Here is a 16,038-nt window from a genome sequence, read left to right as displayed (position 1 = left end):
GTCACCGCGGCGAGGTTGCGCCGTCGAGGAGCCTGCGCAGCGTGTGCGTGACGTCCTCGCTCGTCAGGATCCCCTCGTGGTCCTCGTCGAAGCCGTAGACCTTCGTCGCCTCCTCCTGGGCGGCGGGGTCGAGCATGCTCTGCACTGTCACCTTCCGGTCGGAACTGCCCGGGGCGACAATCGACCCGCCGCCGCGGTAACCGAACAGCAGGTCGTAGCGGGTGCCGACGGGCAGAGCCCCACTGCGGACGGAGCGCAGGAACTCCGAGCCGGGCGCGATGTCGATCCACGAGCCGACGACGAATGGCGCGTGATCCACGCCGAGCCTCGCCATGGCCTGTCCTCGCCACGGCGTGGATATCGTGACGAGGAGGCACACGCGCCGCGCCCACGACAGCGCCGACGGCTGCCCCACTGCCGCCCTCGCCAGGAGACCGCCGACGCTGTGCGCGACGATCGCGAGTCGGCCGTAGTGATGCCGCGCCTCGAGCTCCTCGAGCATGTCGCCGAGCGTGTCGACCGCGAGCTGCAGCCGCGCCCCGGAGGGATATTGGAAAGCCCAGACCTGGAACCGGGAACGGTCGATCTGCGACACGACCCGCGCCCACTCCCGCGCATAGCCGCCTGCGCCGTGGATGAGGACGACCGGCATCCTGCGCGGATCGTAGGGCTCGAGGAAGTACAGCCCCCACCCGTATTGCTCGGCGAACAGCCCGGGGTTCCATAGCCCGACCTGCCCGGCGTGCGGAGAAAACCGCTCGTCGTCGAGCGACGCCAGCTCTCCCACCCGTCGCGCCGTCAGCGCGAACCGGACACTCGGGCCGCGCAGCACCTGCTCGAGCCGAGCGGCGTCTCGCGACGAGCGCCGCCCGGGGCGATAGTCGACGTCGATCCCTGTCGCGCTCTCGCCGCGGCCGATCCGCAGGGCCGTCGGCTCGCCGTACCACGCGACCGGCCGCTCCGCGTGATGCGGGTCCACCGGGGCCGCCGCGAGGGCCGCCAAGTAGTACGTCCCCGGGTCGACGAAGAAGGAGAACGTGCCAGGGCGGAACGTCGACCAGGATGCGACGACCGAGTCCTCGCCGACGTCCTCGCGGATGAGGAACACGGTCGACCTTGCCCATCCGTCCGTCGGAACGCGCAGGGTTCCCGAGATCGTGCCGCGCTCGAGCGCGCCGAGGTCATCGGCGATTATGCGGAGCGCGCAGGCGCCACAGAGCAGCGAGATGCTGACGACACCGATGATGCGGTTCAACGTATCGCTCCAGGCTCGAACGCGGCGGGAACTGCCATGCGGCGCTGGCTCCGCCCTCGGAGCAATTGCGCGATCCGCGGCCGGACCAGCGCGACAGTACCATCGATACGGGACGCGACTCCATCCGACGTCGAACTGCGGTCACCGGGCGCACCCGCGCTCCGCGAGAGGACCGGTGCCCGGTGTGGCCAGCGTCGTGCCACCTCGCACACTTCCCCACGGCCGCGGCCCACGCTCCCGCGAGCGGCCCGTCCGGATCGGGTAGAATCCGGTGGCGAGCGCTCGCTTCGTGGTCGAGCACGCGTTCGGCGCTCGACCCTGCGGGGTGCCGCGTTCCGACTTGAAAGGCGGCGAGTTCGCAGCACCTTGTGCCGCTGCCGTCCGGCGGCTCGCCTGGAGGATCGATGCGCACCTCGCTTGCCGCGCTCCTCGTCGCCGCGATGGTCGGGGTTCCAATCGTCGCCCTCGCGGGCGACGCCGCGCCCCCGCGCAGCGAGACCAAGGACGCGGCGCGCGACCTGGGCCGCGCGGCGAAGAAGACGACGCGGACCATCGGCCACGCCACCCGCGATGCGACCAAGGCGATCGGCCACGGCGTGCGAGACACCGTGAAGGAGGTCGGGCACGTGGTCCGCGACGCCGTTAGGGACTGAGGCGCGCGCGCCGTCCGCCGACGCGTCGGCCTCGACGCGATGACCCCGCCATGAGGCCACGCCGACGCGAAATCGCGCTGAGCCGCGGCGCCGCGCCCGCGCTGCATCCTCGGCCGGCGGTTGGGGCAGCGCAGGCGGTCCGCCCACGCTCCCTCGGCCGGACGAAACCGAAGGCCCCTGAGGACTGCGCCGGTGACATCTACGCGCTGCCGCAGCTGCGGACGAGGTTGATGCGCCACGGGAAAGTGCCCTCTCTGCGTCCACGCGAAGACGCGAGGAGTAACCCTTTTGGATGCACACCCCGGCCCTCAGCCAACTAGCGGCGATGATGGAAGGATTCATCGAAGTGGCGAGACTGGCCTAAGCCAGCGGCCCCGCTAGAACCTCTCGCCTCCGGGGGATAGGCCCCACGTCGACTAGGACTCTATCGAGCCTGACCCACTAACTACGCCTTGATGCCACAGGTTTCCGGTGCGCCTCGCGTCTCGCGCCAAGTCGGGCTCACATCCCTTCTCGTTGCCCTGTTCGCACAGGCCGGATGTCTCCCCGCCGGAATCGGCGCTCGCCTGATCTTCGAGACGCAACACAACCCCGTTTATGCCCGACCGCAGCTATCGTACGAAGAATGTTCCGTCCCAGGCGAAGGCGTGGTGATGCGCGGGTGGCTGTTCCACGCCGTGGGGCCTCGACGCGGCACCGTAATTGTTTTGCACGGCCGTAATCAGAACCGCTACAACGTATTGCCAGTTGCAGCTCGCTTTGTGCCGCGCGGGTATGACGTGCTCGCCTACGACCTCCGCGCGCATGGAGATTCATCGGGCAAGTACTCTACCTTCGGATACTTCGAGAAGCGTGATCTCTCGCGAGCGATTGATTATTTGGGTTCAGTTGAGGTGGTGGTGGTTGGTGTCTCGCTTGGCGCAGCGGTAGCGTTGCAGGCTGCAGCTGAGGATCAGCGCATCGTGGGTGTCGTCGCGGTCTCGAGCTTCACAACGATCGAGCAGATCGTGCGCGATCAGGTCCCGTGGTTCATCCCCACGCCGCTCGTCCGGGGTACGCTCCATAACGCCGAGACGCGGATCGGTTTCCGAGTCGAGGACGTCAACACCGTCGAAGCGGCCCGGCGCATCAAGGCTCCCGTCTTGCTTCTCCACGGTGCCAACGACGATTTCACTGCTCCCGAACACTCCCGGAAGATCTACGCTGCCCTTAGTGGCCCGCGCGAGCTCGTCATCATTGAAGGCGCCGGCCACACTGACGTACTCGCACACGACCGAGCCTGGGACCACGTCTGGAGCTGGCTTCAGGCGCAACGAGTGGTGGATGCAGCAACTGCAGGGAACCATTGAGGGCGGCGACATTCGAAGGTGCGCCATCGGCTCGTGACGTTGTCGCGGGCCGCCGCGTACCGCCGTGTATGGTGAGCCCTCGCCGGCTCACTCACAGCGAAATTCGATCGTGCACGCGACAACCTGCGCTCCTGCAACGAGCCGCGATTGAGACCGCGATCCGCCCGGGGAAACGACAAGCGCTGTTGCGAAGTCTGGGATGGAATCCGCAACATCCGGTATCGGAAGCCGCCGGAGATCCTTCAATTTCGCCGCCGGACAGTGCCTCGAGTCAGGGACCATGTCCAAGCCGTCAGTTCCACGCTCGTGTTCGCCAGCGCGTCGCGTGCGGACTGCAGATTAGCGCTATAACTCGACCATGCCGCGGTTCTCCGAACTCGGCCAGACGCGTTAGGAACGACGCAGCGAGCCAACGAACTCGGGATTTGAAACCAGCCCTCGAGCCGCGCTCTCGAAAGCGTTGGTGAGCGCCTCGTAGTAGTTCTGGAGGTTGTTCGTCCTGCCCCAGCGCTTGGATCTCCCGGAGAGCGCGCCGCGCCACAGCGTCGCTCCGCTCGCATCCTTCGCGACGACGGCGAACTCGACATCGCCATTGAAGAGGCCCGCCTCGACGACCTGGAGTTTTAGGATCTCGACCTCGAGCGTCACCGTCGCGCCCTTATCGACGAGGTCCATCCCCTGCCTACGCAGCACGTGGATAAAGCGCTCAGTCGCCCACACAGCGACGTCATCATTTGTCGTGACCTGCAACGGATGGTCGGGCCGCTTTACGTTGACGCCGATCACATGTGGTTCTGCGCGGCGGTCCACGAACAATGCAACCTTGAAATGGTGCGGGGCGAGGCTCGTCTTAGTGGCCACCGGCGATTCCTGATCCGCGAGCCATACGAGCGGGACACCGCTGTGCTCGGTACGAGCGCCGGCACATCCCGTAAACAGCACACCTGCTACGATTCCCCACCAAATTGTGCCGCGTCGAGCCTGCATGGCATGCCTCGTTTCCCAAGCGCAACAGACGGTAGTCTGCGTCACGCTGCGCGCCACGTTCCCGAACCGAGCGGAGGGTGTCAAGACGTTTCCCGCGTACGGCCCCGCAGCCTGACTCGATGTGTTCGCTGTTCGAAGGGCGGCTGGATGTACGACGTCCGCTTCAGGTGGCCGTCCGGGAAGCAGTACCGGGAGAAGCGGCAGATGCCGCTGCCCGGCAAGCTCACGGAGCCGAGAGCTCTCGCGTGGGCGAACGAGCGCTACCGCCACATCTTGCCCGCTGGTGAAGCGAAGCCGGACACGGGTAAGGAGGTGAGGGCCCCGACGTTGGCTGAATTCGAGGCACCCGCCACAAGAAGAATCAGCGCCTGAAGGCGAGCACCGAATATCAGCGCGAGGGCATCCTCCGGAACTGGATCATCCCGCTGCTCGGCACGTACCGCTTGGATGAGATCGACGTGGCCGCAGTAGACCTCCTCAAGGAGGCCATGGAGGAGCGGTCGGAGAAGTACGTCAACAACGCCCTCGCCATCCTGTCGAACATGGTGCGGACGGCGAAGTCGCTCCGGGTCATCGAGGAGCTACCGCTCGGGACCTTCGGACTCTCAAGGTCGATACCTCCAAGACTCCGCCGTTCTACACGGAGGAGGAGTACGCCCGACTCATCGAGTCCGCCCTGAAGCTCGACATCCGGGTGGCCGCCGTCGTCCTCCTCGGCGGCGACGCTGGACTCCGCTCCGGCGAGATCCGCGCCCTGCCCCCCCCTACGGCGTGATGTGGGTCACGAACCAGTTCCACATCGACCGGCAGGTCTGGCGAGACGTGGTGGAGTCGCCAAGAGCGGGCGCGGCCGGGTCATCCCGATGACCAACCGGCTCGCGTGGGTCCTACGAAAGCTCGGCCGCGCGTGAAGGGGGACACCCTCCTCCTCGACATGCCGTGAAGCTCGCCAGGCTCGACCGGGCGCGCGAGTTCACGCCGATCCACGTTCCAACCCCGAAGGATGAGGCTGGTCCGCGACTTGGTCCGTGCGAGAGAGGACGTGAGGAAGGACCTCGTCGCTGCTCGAAATCGCATGAGCAAGTTCCTCCTTCGCCACGGGCGCGTATTCCGAGATGGGAAGAACTGGACGGTACGTCACCGGAACTGGCTCATCTCGCAGACCTTCGAGCACGCTGCCGAGAAGGCGACGTCGATCACTACCTCGCCGCGGTGGACCACCAGGAGGCGTCACAGATGCACCTCGAGAAGGAGATCGTGTCGATCGCACCCAGCCGGAATACGCAGAGACCGTAGCGAAGCTGTGCTCGCTGCGCGGGATCGCGGTGCTTTCGGCCATGGTGCTCATCACCGAGAGCCAGGACTTCCGGCGATTCAGCCGACCGCGCGAGCTGATGGCGTACCTCGGGCTGATACCAAGCGAGCACTCCAGTGGCGCCACAGAGCGACGTGGCGGCATCACGAAGACTGGGAACTCTCACGCGAGGCGGATTCTGGTCGAGGCAGCGTGGCACTACCGACATCCGCCGCTGGCGCGGCACCGCGTCAGCAGTTCGCCCCTACGGTCGTCGCCTCCGCGCCATGCCACTCGCACCGGTACTCGCAGCAAGAAGCGCCAACGGCGCGGCAAGACGTCTCCGTGACGAGCACGGTATCGGCGCCGGACAGCTCGAGGCCGCGCTGCAGGCATCCCACCACCGTCCAGCAGTGATCCATGGGGACGCGCCAGTTCGCATCGAACGTACGGATGATGCCTGCGTTTTGGCCGACAGGCTCGTACTCGCGGTGCCCCGCCGTGTGGTAGGCCCGGTACAGGCGTGGCAACGATTCCAGGAAGAGCTTCGGCGCGGTACTCGTCACGTTCTGCCGCTGGGTTCGATCGAGTATCGCGTCGGCGTAGGCGCGGCCCACCTCGATGAAGGCGTCTGAACGCTCGCCAGGCGATACGACAGAGGCGATCGCGTCGTCTAGCCGGAGTTGAAGGCTGAGCGGATACCAGCAGTCTCGCCGAATCGGCCTGCGCAGCGTGACCGCGTCAGCCGGCGGGAGCTGCGCGAGAACGTGCTCCAGGGGGCCTTCGCCTCCCTTGCTGCGAAGATACTTCAGGCGGGCCAAGAGAAGCTCGCCTAAGACCTGCGATTCGGAATCCAGGTTAAGCACGCGCGGACCCCCCAGCCCGTGTTGACGGCACCGCATATAGCAACACTCACTGTCAATTCCAACTGGGTAGAGCCATACCTACGGAACCGGTTGGAGCGACCGAGCCGCTGATCCGGCGGCTCCCGAACTGAAACCCGTCATATTTCCTAACCGTGAACGGCCCTGCCCGCAACTGGGGCGATCCATCGCAGGCGGGACGCGAGGGTGATCATAAACCCAGCACTAGACTGCACTGTTTTTGCGGCAGCACGCGGGCTACCGGGCTTCAATGCCGGAGCTCTCGCTGGCCGAGATCCAAGCGTATGTTGGAGCGAACTTGCGCCGGCTGCGCGCCGCCCGGAATGTCACTCAGGAGGACTTCGCGTCGGTGACGGGCTTCACCGTGCAGTACATCGGGAAGATCGAGCGAGGCAAGACGAACAGCACGCTGGACACGCTTCGTAGGCTCGCGAACGCCTTGAGCGTTGCGCCGGCTGTTCTGCTGAGGAAGGCGACACTGCGGCCGGCCAAGCCCGGCCGCCCACGGAAACGCCGACTGCGCCGGAACGCGTAGGCACGCGGGCAGCAACCGGTCCACACGTGAGCGTCGCGATGGTGCAGGCGGGTGGGTCGAGTACTCGCTGTCGCCGCGTGTGAGGCGTGCCGCGTCGCCCTACCCGCGCCGTCCGCGTTTCCGAGGACGAGATGCCCCGAGAGCCTTCTCCTGTATGAGCGAGAGAGGGTCTACCTTGAGGGCTCTGGCGACGCTCTCAAGCGTGGCGAGCGGCGGAATCCGCTGGCCGCGTTCCAGCATCGAGATATAGCTGACGCTGACGCCAGCTCGGCTTGCGAGGACCTGTTGCGGCACGCCCGCGGCGATGCGCAAGACCCGGAGATTGTGAGCGACGATGTCCGCGAGTGTCATGGGCGCATGATAGCGCGATCGTTCGCCGCTTGGTGAATGCCTGATAGTGCGCCAGGGTGTAGGACACGCACCGTCCGAACACCACTCGGACCGGCGAGCGGCTAACAACCGCGATGGTCGAGGCGGGGGCCTCCCAGCTCCCACAGATCGACGACGGCTGCGATTCGCGACCGGCACCTCCTGCGCCGTGCGCCGCTCATCATGCTGCCAGCTGCGGCGCTAGCGCGATCTCGTCGCCGCAGGACGCGATACGAGCCGGTATCCGCGCCAGTCGCTCCGAATGGGAGCCGAGTGCCGCCGGGCGGGTGGTGGTGGTCGGCAGCGCTCGGCCCGGAACCCAGGCCCTCAGAGCGACCGGTTTTCAGGCACTTATGCTAGAGATCGAATCACCGAAGCGTCGCCATCTGGCCGCCAAAACGCGCGGGGCTCGTGTCGGGTCCACATGTGGTTTCGAATCAGCTTAGATGCGGTTGGAATGACGCCTGACTTCGATCTGATGGATCGGCAGGACGAGTGATTACTAGTTGCCTGTAGATCAACAGTCAAAAGGATGCTACATGCCTTCCAAGGACAAGGGCGGCGAGCCGCGCCGCACTGGAGAGAGCACGCCGCGCACGGGTGAGAAGGCCGTGCTCAGCGTTCGGATGCCGATGGAGCTCGCGATCTTCATTCAGGAGGAGGCGCGCGCACGCGCGCTGGCCGCTGGGGTCTCCGAGAAGGAACTCCCGGAGCCCGGCGAGAGGGCGCTCAACCTGACGAGGATGGTGAACACGATCCTCGACGCGTTCCGCACCTACTTCAACCTGCCTGTCGTGCTCGTGGAGCGGCTCGAAGCCGACCGCAAGGCTCTGAAACTGAGCCGCCTCGAGTACTTCCAGCACGTCGTCTACATGCGCAGCGAAGCGGTCATGAAGAACGGACCGGGGTTCGACAAGAGCGGAGCTCCCGGCGCGAAATCTGGCGCAGGCCGGACGTAGCGGGGGCTCCGGAGGTGATGCAGTCTGGACAGGAAGCGGCCCACATGGCCTGAGCTCACGGCGAGAGAGCGGCTTCGTCTGCTACCTCGTTCCGTGCGCCACTTCCTCGTAATTGTCCTCGTCTCTGTCGCGTACCCAGGACTCGCAGCGCTCTACGGCGCGCTTCATGGCGCTGGAGCGGGCAGCGTCCTGGCCTGGTCCTCCCATCATCTGCCGCTCGTCTGGGCTGGAGCAGCGATGGTTGTGTTCGTCGCCCTGCTCGCCCTCGAGCGGCCGCGAATCCACGCAGCTCGGGGGTACGTCGCCCAGCTGCGGGACCGCTTTCGCTCCGTTCAGGCCGAGTTCGAGCGCGCCGTCGAGGCTGCGCTACCTGACCGGCAGCGTAGGGACCTTGACCAGCCGGGACCCGAGGTCCCGGGCGCCGCACCAGAGCGACTCGACGGCATCCAGGCCGCCGAGAACACGAGGAGGTAGCCCATGCAGCAGAATGTCAGTCTCTCCGCGCGTCCCGAGTTCTCGATGGCGCGCATCGCCCTCGCAGCGTTACCCGCCGTCGCCGTCTTCGTCCTGGTCGTGCCGTCGCTCGCGCTCGCGTATCCAGGTCAGACGCTGCTCGAGTACGGCCGGAACTTCATCATCGCGCCGCTCGGACTCTTTGCGATCGTGGTCGGCGTCGGCGCCGCCATGTTCAAGCCCGACCTCGTGAAGGGCGCGATCTGGACGGCGGTCATCTGCGCCTTCCTCTTCGCGATCATCAGCGGCGCGCCCGCGATCATGAGCGCGCTCCAGAACAGCTAACGAGCCGGCCCGTGCGCGCGCCGGTGTACCGGAGCCTCGAGGCCAAGAACACGGTTCTTGGCCTCGCCTTCCCCACCGAATTCACGGTGGTGCTCTCCGCCTGGTGGGCCGGGATGATCGCCGCCGGCGCTTTCGTCGGCAGCGGCATCGCCGTGGCCGCGTACGTCCTCGTCCGGGCGGCGAACTACGGACGCGCGGAGGGGTTCGTGCAGCACTTCCTCCAGTTCAAGGTGCGCCAGCTCGTGAGCGGCAGCCGACTCAGCGCCGCGGCGCGGGTCAGCCTCGCTCGGGCGCCGAAGTTCCCTCATGGCGAGTACGGCTACGAGGGCCACGACCTCGCCGCGCGTCTCTTCGATCTCGTCCGCTCGCGAACGGGAGGGAGGCGGTGATCCGAGAGACTCCGCTCGCGGACCTCGTCCCCTTGTGGAGGACGCTGCGCGAGGACAGCGTCACCGTCCTCGTCACTCCCGCGCTCGACTACGTCGGGGCGCTCGAACTCGGGACGCTCGACGTCCGCTTCAGCGCTGACGAGCAAGCGTTCAACATCGGGGAGGGCCTTCGAAGCCTCGTCGGGTCCCTGGAGGACGAGACGACCCTCCACTTCGTCTACAGGGTCGACACGAACATCGAGCAGGTCATCCGAGAATACGAGGCGACCTGTCGAGCCGAGGAGCCCGCGCTGCGCGCGTATGTCGCTGGCCGCGCCCGGTGGCTGCGCGCTCAGCGGGTGCGGCGTACGCGCGTGTATCTCTTCTTCTCTGAGGCCTCGCCGACGGGCGGTGGGCTCGCGCGCGGGCAACTTGGGCTGCAGCTGCTCTACTCCCGCTCGCCGGCGAAGCTCTTGGAGGGGTTGCACCGGGCGCGAGTGAAGAAGCTCGGCCAGCTGAGGGACCGGCTCGCCGGACGATTCGCGCAGCTCGGCATCTCGACGCGAGAGCTTGACCTCACGGACGTACGCCGCATCCACTACGAGCTCCTCAACCCGGGCCGCGCCCGCGCTGGCGGTGCGCCGCCGAACGCAACCGTCCGAGAGCGGATGTGGAGCCCGGAGACGATCCGGCGGTACGGGAACCACGTTCTCGAGCTCACTGAGGCCGAACAGCTCTGCTTCGAGGACGTGGAGGACGGGCGGGGAACGTTCCGGCACGGATCACTCATTCGACGGGTCTGCACGCTCAAGGTGCTCCCGGAAGCGGGTACCTCCTACTTCTCCGCGGATCCGCTGCTCCGCCTCGCGACGCGCGATCCGGGCGGAGAGCAGGCTCCGTTCCCGTACACGCTCGCCGTGACGGTGCACGTGAAGCACCAGGGCAAGACGCGCTTCGCGCTCGACCGCTCACACAGCCTCGTGAAGCACATCAAGAACGCGCTCCCGTTCCTGCAGAACGAGAGCGTCGACCAGGACGAGGCCGAGCGCGCGAAACGCGAGAGCATCCGCGGCCTCTTCGAGGAGCTCAACAACCTGAGCTCCAAGATCGTGGCGCTTTCAGCGAGCCTCTTGCTCGAAGGCAAGTCGCTCGAGGAGGTCGACGCACAGACGGAGGCCGCCCGCGTGGCTTTCTCGCAGTGCGGCAACTCCGAGATGCTCGTCGAGGACGTCACGCAGATTCCCGCCTTCCTTTCCATGCTGCCCGGAGCGGGCCCGTACCAGCTCCGAAAGAAGGGTTGCACGAGCCGGAACGCTGCGGACTTCCTCCCCGTGTTCGCAGCGTGGAACGGGACGGCGAAGGCCGCCTCCGTCCTCCTGACGCCGGGCGGCGACTTCTTCCGTCTTCATCTCGCAGACAAGCGGCTCTCGACAGCGCACCACGGCCTCGTGGTGGCCGACACCGGGAGCGGCAAGTCGTTCGCCTTCGGCAACCTCGTCCTCGACGCGCTCGCTGCGGGCGACGAGGCGATCCTCATCGACAACGGCAACTCATGGGAACCGCTGACCGCGCTCCTCGGCGGAATCCACATCCCGGTCGACATCAAGACCTCGGTGAGCCCCTTCGTCGAGTACGCCGCGATGCTCGACCCCGAGAGCGGTGAGTTCTCGAACGAGGAGCTCCAGGACGTTGTCGCGTTCCTGCAGGTGTGCGCGACCGAGCCGGGCCAGCCCGGCTTCGACAAGGTCACGTTCGACGCCGTCGCGCGGGCGGTGCGCTGGTCGTACGAAATCCAGTTCCGCGAGCGCCCATCGGAGCGTCCGCTTCTCGGCCACTTCCGCGATGCGCTGAAGAGCTACCCATGGGAGAACGCCGACGACCGGGCGATCGCCGACCGCGTCTATCGCAAACTCGGCCCGTTCGCCGACGGGATGTACGCCGATTTCGTGAACCGGCCATCGAGCCTGCGATTCGACGCGAAGCTCCTCACCTTCGACCTCCAGCGCGTCTCGCAGGATCCGGTCCTGAAGCAGCTCGCCATGGCCTGCATCATCCAGGCGGTGACGAACCGGGCCTCGAGCCGGCGCGCCCACACCATCGTAGCGGTGGACGAGGGGCACGAGCACCTCGGCCAGGACGACGTGGGCGAGCGCTTCCTGGCGGGCTGCTACCGCAAGATGCGCAAGTACGACGTGTCCATGTGGATGATCAGCCAGGCGCTACGAGACTTCGTCAACGCGAAGGCTGGCCCCGCGATCATCGCGAACAGCGCTCTCAAGATCTTCCTCTGGCACAACCGCGGGCACGAGGAGGTCGCGAGCTACTTCGGCCTCTCTCAAGGCGCGCTCGAAGCCTTCCGGCGTCTCGAGCGCAAGCCGGGCCACTACTCGGACTTCCTCCTCATGTACGGGAAGGAGGTCACGACCGTCCGCCTCGCCCCGCATCCGCTCGCGTACTGGATTCTGACGACGGACCCACAGGACAAGGAACTCCTCACACGGGCCCAAAAGAAGAACCCGATGCTCGATCGGCTGCGGCTGCTCGAGGAGCTTGCCGCGCTGTACCCGCACGGCGTCGTGGGCCAGGGGGTTCGGTCTCGTTCAGCTGCATGAGTTCTGGTGAGGGAGGGGGCTCCTATGCTGCGCAGATTTCCGCGGTTCGTACTCGTCGCCGTCCTGTGTATCGCGCTCTCGCTCGGGGTCGGTATCCACGCCGCCTACGCGGACCTTTTCGGAGCTGACCTACCAATCCTGACGGAAATCCTCTCGACCGCGCTCAAGCAGCTCGACACCGCAAGCAAGACGTTCGAAACACTCGGGAACGCTTACCGCGAGACGAAAAAGATCGCGACCTACGCAGCCGATGCGAAGGCGGCGTTCGACGAGATCCAGTCCTTCAGTGGCAGCCGGCTCGCGAACAGCGGCCTCCAGGCCATCTACCGCGCGTACCCTGAGGTTTCGTTCCTACAGGGAGAGGCTCAGTACGGTTACCGGAGCTGGGGCCAGAGCTACGGCGGCCTCTCCCCCGAGCTGCAGCGGTGCCTGCAGGACATCACGAGGGACACGGTTCGCGCGGCTGGTTCGGGTACGAACGCCGGGGTCGCGCCGGTCGCCGGGAGCGGCTCCGCCTGTGACCAGTGGCAGCGGACGGTCACCGCTCAGAAGCTCGACCAGGATCTCCGGCGAACGTTCGGCGATCTGCCGCAGGGTCGCCCCGAGCTCGCCCTGGTCCGCGCCGACGACATCGCGCGGGAACAGCGGTACCAAGCCGAGCTCCTCAAAAAGGCCTCCGTCGAGAAGCAGGTCTACGACTCGAAAGACGGGATGCTGCAGAAGTGCCTGACCGCTCACGATCCGGTCGTGTGCCAGACGCTCGCGGCTCAGGCGCAGATCCAGACTTTCGAGCAGCAGGCGGAGACGAACCGCAAGCTCGAAGAGCTCATCCACCAGCAGACGGTCGCGAACGAGCTCAGGATCGCGGACGCGAGGCGAGTCGAGGACGAGGAGCGGGCGCGGCGTGCCTCCCTCATCGACGGCCTGCGGGCGTTCGGGTGGAAGGGGACCTCCGGCCAGACGAGCTCGAACCCATCCTCGCCAGCGGCCGCGACAACTGGGAGCGCCCAATGAGACCGCACCTCCTAGCGCGCCTCGCTTCCTTGGCGACGCTCGCGTCGATCGTGGCCCTGCCCGCGACTGCCGCGGCCCAGAACGCCCCGCCCGCCACCTCCTGGGCGGATCAGGGGTGGGATACCCAGGCCAGCCGCGAGGGCCTTCTCGGCGGTTTCCATTGGAACTTCGAATCCACCGATCCGAAGCAGGCGGCGATGCACGACCTCATCGTGAAGGTCCGCCACATCGCCTGGGAGTTCTTCCCGCTCGCGCTCATCCTCGGACTCATCATCGAGGCGTTCGGGCGAGCGCCGGGACAGGGACGCGATCTCACGGTCGTGGTCTGGCGGGCCATCGTCGTGATGTTCCTACTCTTCTTCTACGTACCGATCTTCAACGGCCTCATCGTCAACATCTTCGACCCGCTAGCGGACAAGGTGACGCCCGTGAGCGGCATGGGCGAGTTCCTCGACCGCGCTGCGAAGGCCGCGCAAACGATGCCGACGAGCGCGACGGCCGGCAGCACTTTGCCGCAGCCGCCGGGCTCGAGCAGCGGGGGCGTGTTGAGCGGGGTCACCTCCAAAGTCGGCGGCTTCTTCTATGACAGCCTCGTCGCGTTTCTCCTCCTCGTGGCCGAGGGGCTCATCATCGTCCTCGTGAAACTGGGGAAGATCCTCGCGGCCCTCCTCTTCTGCATCGGGCCACTCGCCCTCGTTGCTGCCATCCCACGCCCATCGTCGACCGGCACGAGATGGTTCGGCCATTTCATCACGGTGCTGTCCTGGCCGATCTTCACGGGCCTCCTCCTCAGCATCATGGTCGCGATGGGCAGCGAAGGCGCCGAGACGACTGGGTACATCGCCGCTGTGATCGCGTCCTTGCTGATGGGAGCGATCGCTCTCTCGACGCCGAGGCTCGCCGCTCAGGTCGTAGGTGGCACGCTCGAGAACCTCATGGCCACCGGTTACCGATCCGCGAAGGACGTCCAGAGAGACGCCGTGGGCGGTGCAAAGCATACCGGCTCGGTCGTGGCGCACACGGCAGGTGCCGCTGGCGCTGCGGCGGGTATCGCCGGCACGGCCGCGGGAGCCGCGGCGAAGGCAACGGGCGCAGCGACCGCCCTCGGCATGGGACCTCGCATCGATCCAGAGATCGTGCTGGGCGCGATGAGGTCGGCCGGCTCAGTCGCGTCGAATCCGCCCGGCGGCGGAACTGGCATCGCGGAAGAGCCTCCACACCCCTCCCCTCCTCCGCCGAAGACCCCACCAGCGCGCAGTTAGACCGGACCCGCTCACCCCCGTTCGGGGAGAAGGGAGCCCCTCGTGGCCAGCTCATTGCCCAAGCTCAGGACGGAGGCCTCTGATCCGCGGCCGCCCGGCGCGCCGGGCGCTGTTTGGGACGCCTTCGCACGTCAAGCCGCGTGGAAGAGCTGGGCGCTCGTCTTCCTCTTCGGCCTGCTTCTCCTGTCGCTTCTCGTGAACGTGCGGCTCGCGGCGCGACCGCCCGAGTTCGTCGTGGTCGAGAACCCCGGCGGGAAAACGACTTACGTGCGCCGAGGCGTCGCGACGGACGCCCTCCTCAAGTTCCTCGCTAACAAAACGAAGCCCCCTGAGATCGCGGTGGTCCGCTTCACCCGCGATTTCGTCCAGCTCGCGTTCGGGATCAACTCGTCCACGATCGACGCGAACTGGCCGCAAGCCCTCTCCATGATGACGGGCCCGATGCGGGAGCGGGTGACGAAGCAGACCGAGGCCGCGAAGCTCCTCGAAACGTATCGAGCCGCTCAGGTGCGGAGCGACCTCGCGATCGACGACATCCTCCTCATCGAGGAGACCCCCACCCTGCTGCACGTGAAGACCACCTTGAGCCGCCGCAAGGGCCCGCTCCTCGGCGGCGGCCCCTTCACCACCGACCGGCTTGCGGTGGATCTCGTCGAGGCCGTCGTCCCCGTTTCCAACGAGCACACCGACGGGCTCGCCGTCGCGGAGTGGCAGATCCAGGAACTCCCTGCCGACGCGCCGACCGCGCCGAAGAAGGAGGCCAGCAATGTTCCATAGCGTCGCTCTCGCAGCCCTCGTGTCTTTCGTGCCGGCGAGCACGCTCGCGGCCGGCCGCGGCAAGTCCTCCGACCCTGAGGCTGTTCTCGCGAGACGAGAGCTCCGCCGCCGGTCGCTCACGATCACGGACAGCAACGTCTCATCGCTGCCGGAGATTCACGTCGCAGGCGGAACGGCGACCATCTTGAGCTTCCAGGTGCCGCTCAGGGACGGCGGCGCCTTCATCGCAGACGTTAAGAGCCTCATGAACCCGCTCAGCCAGAGCGAGAAGTTCGTGGTCCTCGTTCCGAAGAGGGACCTCCCTGGCGCGCTGCCCCTCAACGTCTCCCTCGCCGATGGGACGGTCCTCACGTTCAAGCTCATCACGATCGCCACGGAAGCCGATGCGCAGGTCGACGTCGTACTCGACCTTCAGAAGAGCGCAGCGCCCGACTCCGCGGCTGCCCTCAAGACGAGCCTCGTCTCGGTGCGAGCGCAGCTGGACGAGTGCCAGGCCAACTCCGCAACGGCAGGCGTCGCGAGTGTCGCCTCGCTCTTCATGCAGCAGAATCTCGATGCTCCTCACGCCTTCGAGCGCCATGCGATTCATGGCGGCGACAAGCAGAGCCGACTCCTCGTCGAGGCTCGCTGGGTCTATCGGCTCCTCGGCATGACCTACCTCGTCCTGACGGTCGAGAACCGCGATCCGACGAAGTCCTGGGCGCTTGACCGCGCTGAGGTGAAGCTCCTCGGCGGTAGCAGCGTGGACGTGAAGGTGCTCTCGATCCAGACGGAGCTCGGGACACTGCCGCCGGACGTCACCGAAAAGGTTGTGGTGGCGTTCGCGACACCACCGCAGAGCGCACACCAGAGAGTGAGCCTCTCGCTTCTCGAGAAGGAAGGCGCGCGCCACGTCGTGCTCGACGCGCTCGATCTCTAGGGG

17 protein-coding genes are annotated in these 16,038 nt (G+C 66.6%); 13 read left to right on the top strand and 4 right to left on the bottom strand.

All coding sequences use genetic code 11. The features are described from left to right. Nucleotide 1: 1 nt before the first annotated feature. Nucleotides 2–1,108, bottom strand: coding sequence for an esterase/lipase family protein (locus MNZ27_RS23840; protein WP_242392178.1), 1,107 nt, complete (start codon nt 1,106–1,108; stop codon nt 2–4). A gap of 551 nt (nt 1,109–1,659) precedes the next feature. Between MNZ27_RS23840 and MNZ27_RS01125 the strand changes: the two genes are divergently transcribed. Both MNZ27_RS01125 and MNZ27_RS01120 read left to right on the top strand, forming a co-directional pair. Beyond that, entirely contained in the window at nt 1,660–1,908 is a 249-nt protein-coding gene (locus MNZ27_RS01125) for a hypothetical protein (RefSeq protein WP_242392177.1), read from the top strand. A gap of 455 nt (nt 1,909–2,363) precedes the next feature. Beyond that, nucleotides 2,364–3,257 carry an alpha/beta hydrolase gene (locus tag MNZ27_RS01120; protein ID WP_242392176.1) on the top strand — a complete coding sequence of 298 codons (894 nt, stop codon included), beginning with the start codon at nt 2,364–2,366 and terminating at the stop codon, nt 3,255–3,257. A 390-nt stretch (nt 3,258–3,647) separates the two neighbouring features. Here MNZ27_RS01120 and MNZ27_RS01115 read toward each other — a convergent pair whose 3' ends face one another. Then, on the bottom strand, nt 3,648–4,118 hold the full coding sequence (locus MNZ27_RS01115) for a YajG family lipoprotein (protein WP_242392175.1): 471 nt from the start codon (nt 4,116–4,118) through the stop codon (nt 3,648–3,650). A 461-nt stretch (nt 4,119–4,579) separates the two neighbouring features. Between MNZ27_RS01115 and MNZ27_RS01110 the strand changes: the two genes are divergently transcribed. Together MNZ27_RS01110 and MNZ27_RS24180 are read left to right on the top strand one after the other, a co-directional pair. Next, nucleotides 4,580–4,924, top strand: a complete 345-nt coding sequence (locus MNZ27_RS01110; RefSeq protein ID WP_308197888.1) for a tyrosine-type recombinase/integrase — start codon at nt 4,580–4,582, stop codon at nt 4,922–4,924. Nucleotides 4,925–5,359: 435 nt separating this feature from the next. Further along, on the top strand, nt 5,360–5,887 hold the full coding sequence (locus MNZ27_RS24180) for a transposase (RefSeq protein ID WP_408629668.1): 528 nt from the start codon (nt 5,360–5,362) through the stop codon (nt 5,885–5,887). Here the strand turns inward: MNZ27_RS24180 and MNZ27_RS01100 are convergent. Beyond that, on the bottom strand, nt 5,790–6,359 hold the full coding sequence (locus MNZ27_RS01100; protein ID WP_242392173.1) for a TIGR02265 family protein: 570 nt from the start codon (nt 6,357–6,359) through the stop codon (nt 5,790–5,792). The two genes, MNZ27_RS24180 and MNZ27_RS01100, sit on opposite strands and share 98 nt — an antisense overlap. A 313-nt stretch (nt 6,360–6,672) precedes the next feature. Between MNZ27_RS01100 and MNZ27_RS01095 the strand changes: the two genes are divergently transcribed. Then, on the top strand, nt 6,673–6,957 hold the full coding sequence (locus MNZ27_RS01095) for a helix-turn-helix domain-containing protein (protein ID WP_242392172.1): 285 nt from the start codon (nt 6,673–6,675) through the stop codon (nt 6,955–6,957). Between the two features lie 99 nt (nt 6,958–7,056). Here the strand turns inward: MNZ27_RS01095 and MNZ27_RS01090 are convergent, their stop codons facing one another. Beyond that, entirely contained in the window at nt 7,057–7,308 is a 252-nt protein-coding gene (locus MNZ27_RS01090; RefSeq protein ID WP_242392171.1) for a helix-turn-helix domain-containing protein, read from the bottom strand. Between the two features lie 557 nt (nt 7,309–7,865). Between MNZ27_RS01090 and MNZ27_RS01085 the strand changes: the two genes are divergently transcribed. From MNZ27_RS01085 to MNZ27_RS01050, 8 genes are all read left to right on the top strand, one after another. Then, entirely contained in the window at nt 7,866–8,285 is a 420-nt protein-coding gene (locus tag MNZ27_RS01085) for a hypothetical protein (RefSeq protein ID WP_242392170.1), read from the top strand. Nucleotides 8,286–8,762: 477 nt separating this feature from the next. Then, entirely contained in the window at nt 8,763–9,083 is a 321-nt protein-coding gene (locus MNZ27_RS01080) for a hypothetical protein (RefSeq protein ID WP_242392169.1), read from the top strand. 11 nt (nt 9,084–9,094) lie between these two features. After that, on the top strand, nt 9,095–9,472 hold the full coding sequence (locus tag MNZ27_RS01075) for a hypothetical protein (protein WP_242392168.1): 378 nt from the start codon (nt 9,095–9,097) through the stop codon (nt 9,470–9,472). Continuing rightward, complete coding sequence (locus MNZ27_RS01070; RefSeq protein ID WP_242392167.1) at nt 9,469–12,063, top strand: TraG/VirB4 family ATPase; 2,595 nt, start codon at nt 9,469–9,471, stop codon at nt 12,061–12,063. The genes MNZ27_RS01075 and MNZ27_RS01070 overlap by 4 nt, the downstream gene beginning before the upstream one ends. Before the next feature lie 24 nt (nt 12,064–12,087). Continuing rightward, nucleotides 12,088–13,077, top strand: a complete 990-nt coding sequence (locus MNZ27_RS01065) for a hypothetical protein (RefSeq protein WP_242392166.1) — start codon at nt 12,088–12,090, stop codon at nt 13,075–13,077. A 29-nt stretch (nt 13,078–13,106) separates the two neighbouring features. Next, nucleotides 13,107–14,339, top strand: coding sequence for a hypothetical protein (locus tag MNZ27_RS01060; protein ID WP_242392165.1), 1,233 nt, complete (start codon nt 13,107–13,109; stop codon nt 14,337–14,339). 42 nt (nt 14,340–14,381) lie between these two features. Then, nucleotides 14,382–15,116, top strand: a complete 735-nt coding sequence (locus MNZ27_RS01055) for a hypothetical protein (RefSeq protein ID WP_242392164.1) — start codon at nt 14,382–14,384, stop codon at nt 15,114–15,116. Next, nucleotides 15,106–16,035 (top strand): DUF2381 family protein, encoded by a 930-nt coding sequence (locus MNZ27_RS01050; protein WP_242392163.1) that lies wholly within the window; start codon nt 15,106–15,108, stop codon nt 16,033–16,035. The genes MNZ27_RS01055 and MNZ27_RS01050 overlap by 11 nt, the downstream gene beginning before the upstream one ends. The last annotated feature ends 3 nt before the right edge of the window (nt 16,036–16,038 follow it).

The organism is Anaeromyxobacter oryzisoli (assembly GCF_022690765.1).
Lineage (GTDB): Bacteria > Myxococcota > Myxococcia > Myxococcales > Anaeromyxobacteraceae > Anaeromyxobacter > Anaeromyxobacter oryzisoli.
The sequence above is the reverse complement of the archived record's forward strand: the minus strand, read 5'-3'. Positions and strand labels throughout refer to the sequence as shown.

Bases quoted from the DNA above. Each gene is read 5' to 3' on its own strand.
- MNZ27_RS01090 (WP_242392171.1), bottom strand. From the start codon at position 7,308: ATGACACTCGCGGACATCGTCGCTCACAATCTCCGGGTCTTGCGCATC.
- MNZ27_RS01085 (WP_242392170.1), top strand. From the start codon at position 7,866: ATGCCTTCCAAGGACAAGGGCGGCGAGCCGCGCCGCACTGGAGAGAGC.
- MNZ27_RS01125 (WP_242392177.1), top strand. From the start codon at position 1,660: ATGCGCACCTCGCTTGCCGCGCTCCTCGTCGCCGCGATGGTCGGGGTT.
- MNZ27_RS01065 (WP_242392166.1), top strand. From the start codon at position 12,088: ATGCTGCGCAGATTTCCGCGGTTCGTACTCGTCGCCGTCCTGTGTATC.
- MNZ27_RS01120 (WP_242392176.1), top strand. From the start codon at position 2,364: ATGCCACAGGTTTCCGGTGCGCCTCGCGTCTCGCGCCAAGTCGGGCTC.
- MNZ27_RS01080 (WP_242392169.1), top strand. From the start codon at position 8,763: ATGCAGCAGAATGTCAGTCTCTCCGCGCGTCCCGAGTTCTCGATGGCG.
- MNZ27_RS24180 (WP_408629668.1), top strand. From the start codon at position 5,360: ATGGGAAGAACTGGACGGTACGTCACCGGAACTGGCTCATCTCGCAGA.
- MNZ27_RS01050 (WP_242392163.1), top strand. From the start codon at position 15,106: ATGTTCCATAGCGTCGCTCTCGCAGCCCTCGTGTCTTTCGTGCCGGCG.
- MNZ27_RS01095 (WP_242392172.1), top strand. From the start codon at position 6,673: ATGCCGGAGCTCTCGCTGGCCGAGATCCAAGCGTATGTTGGAGCGAAC.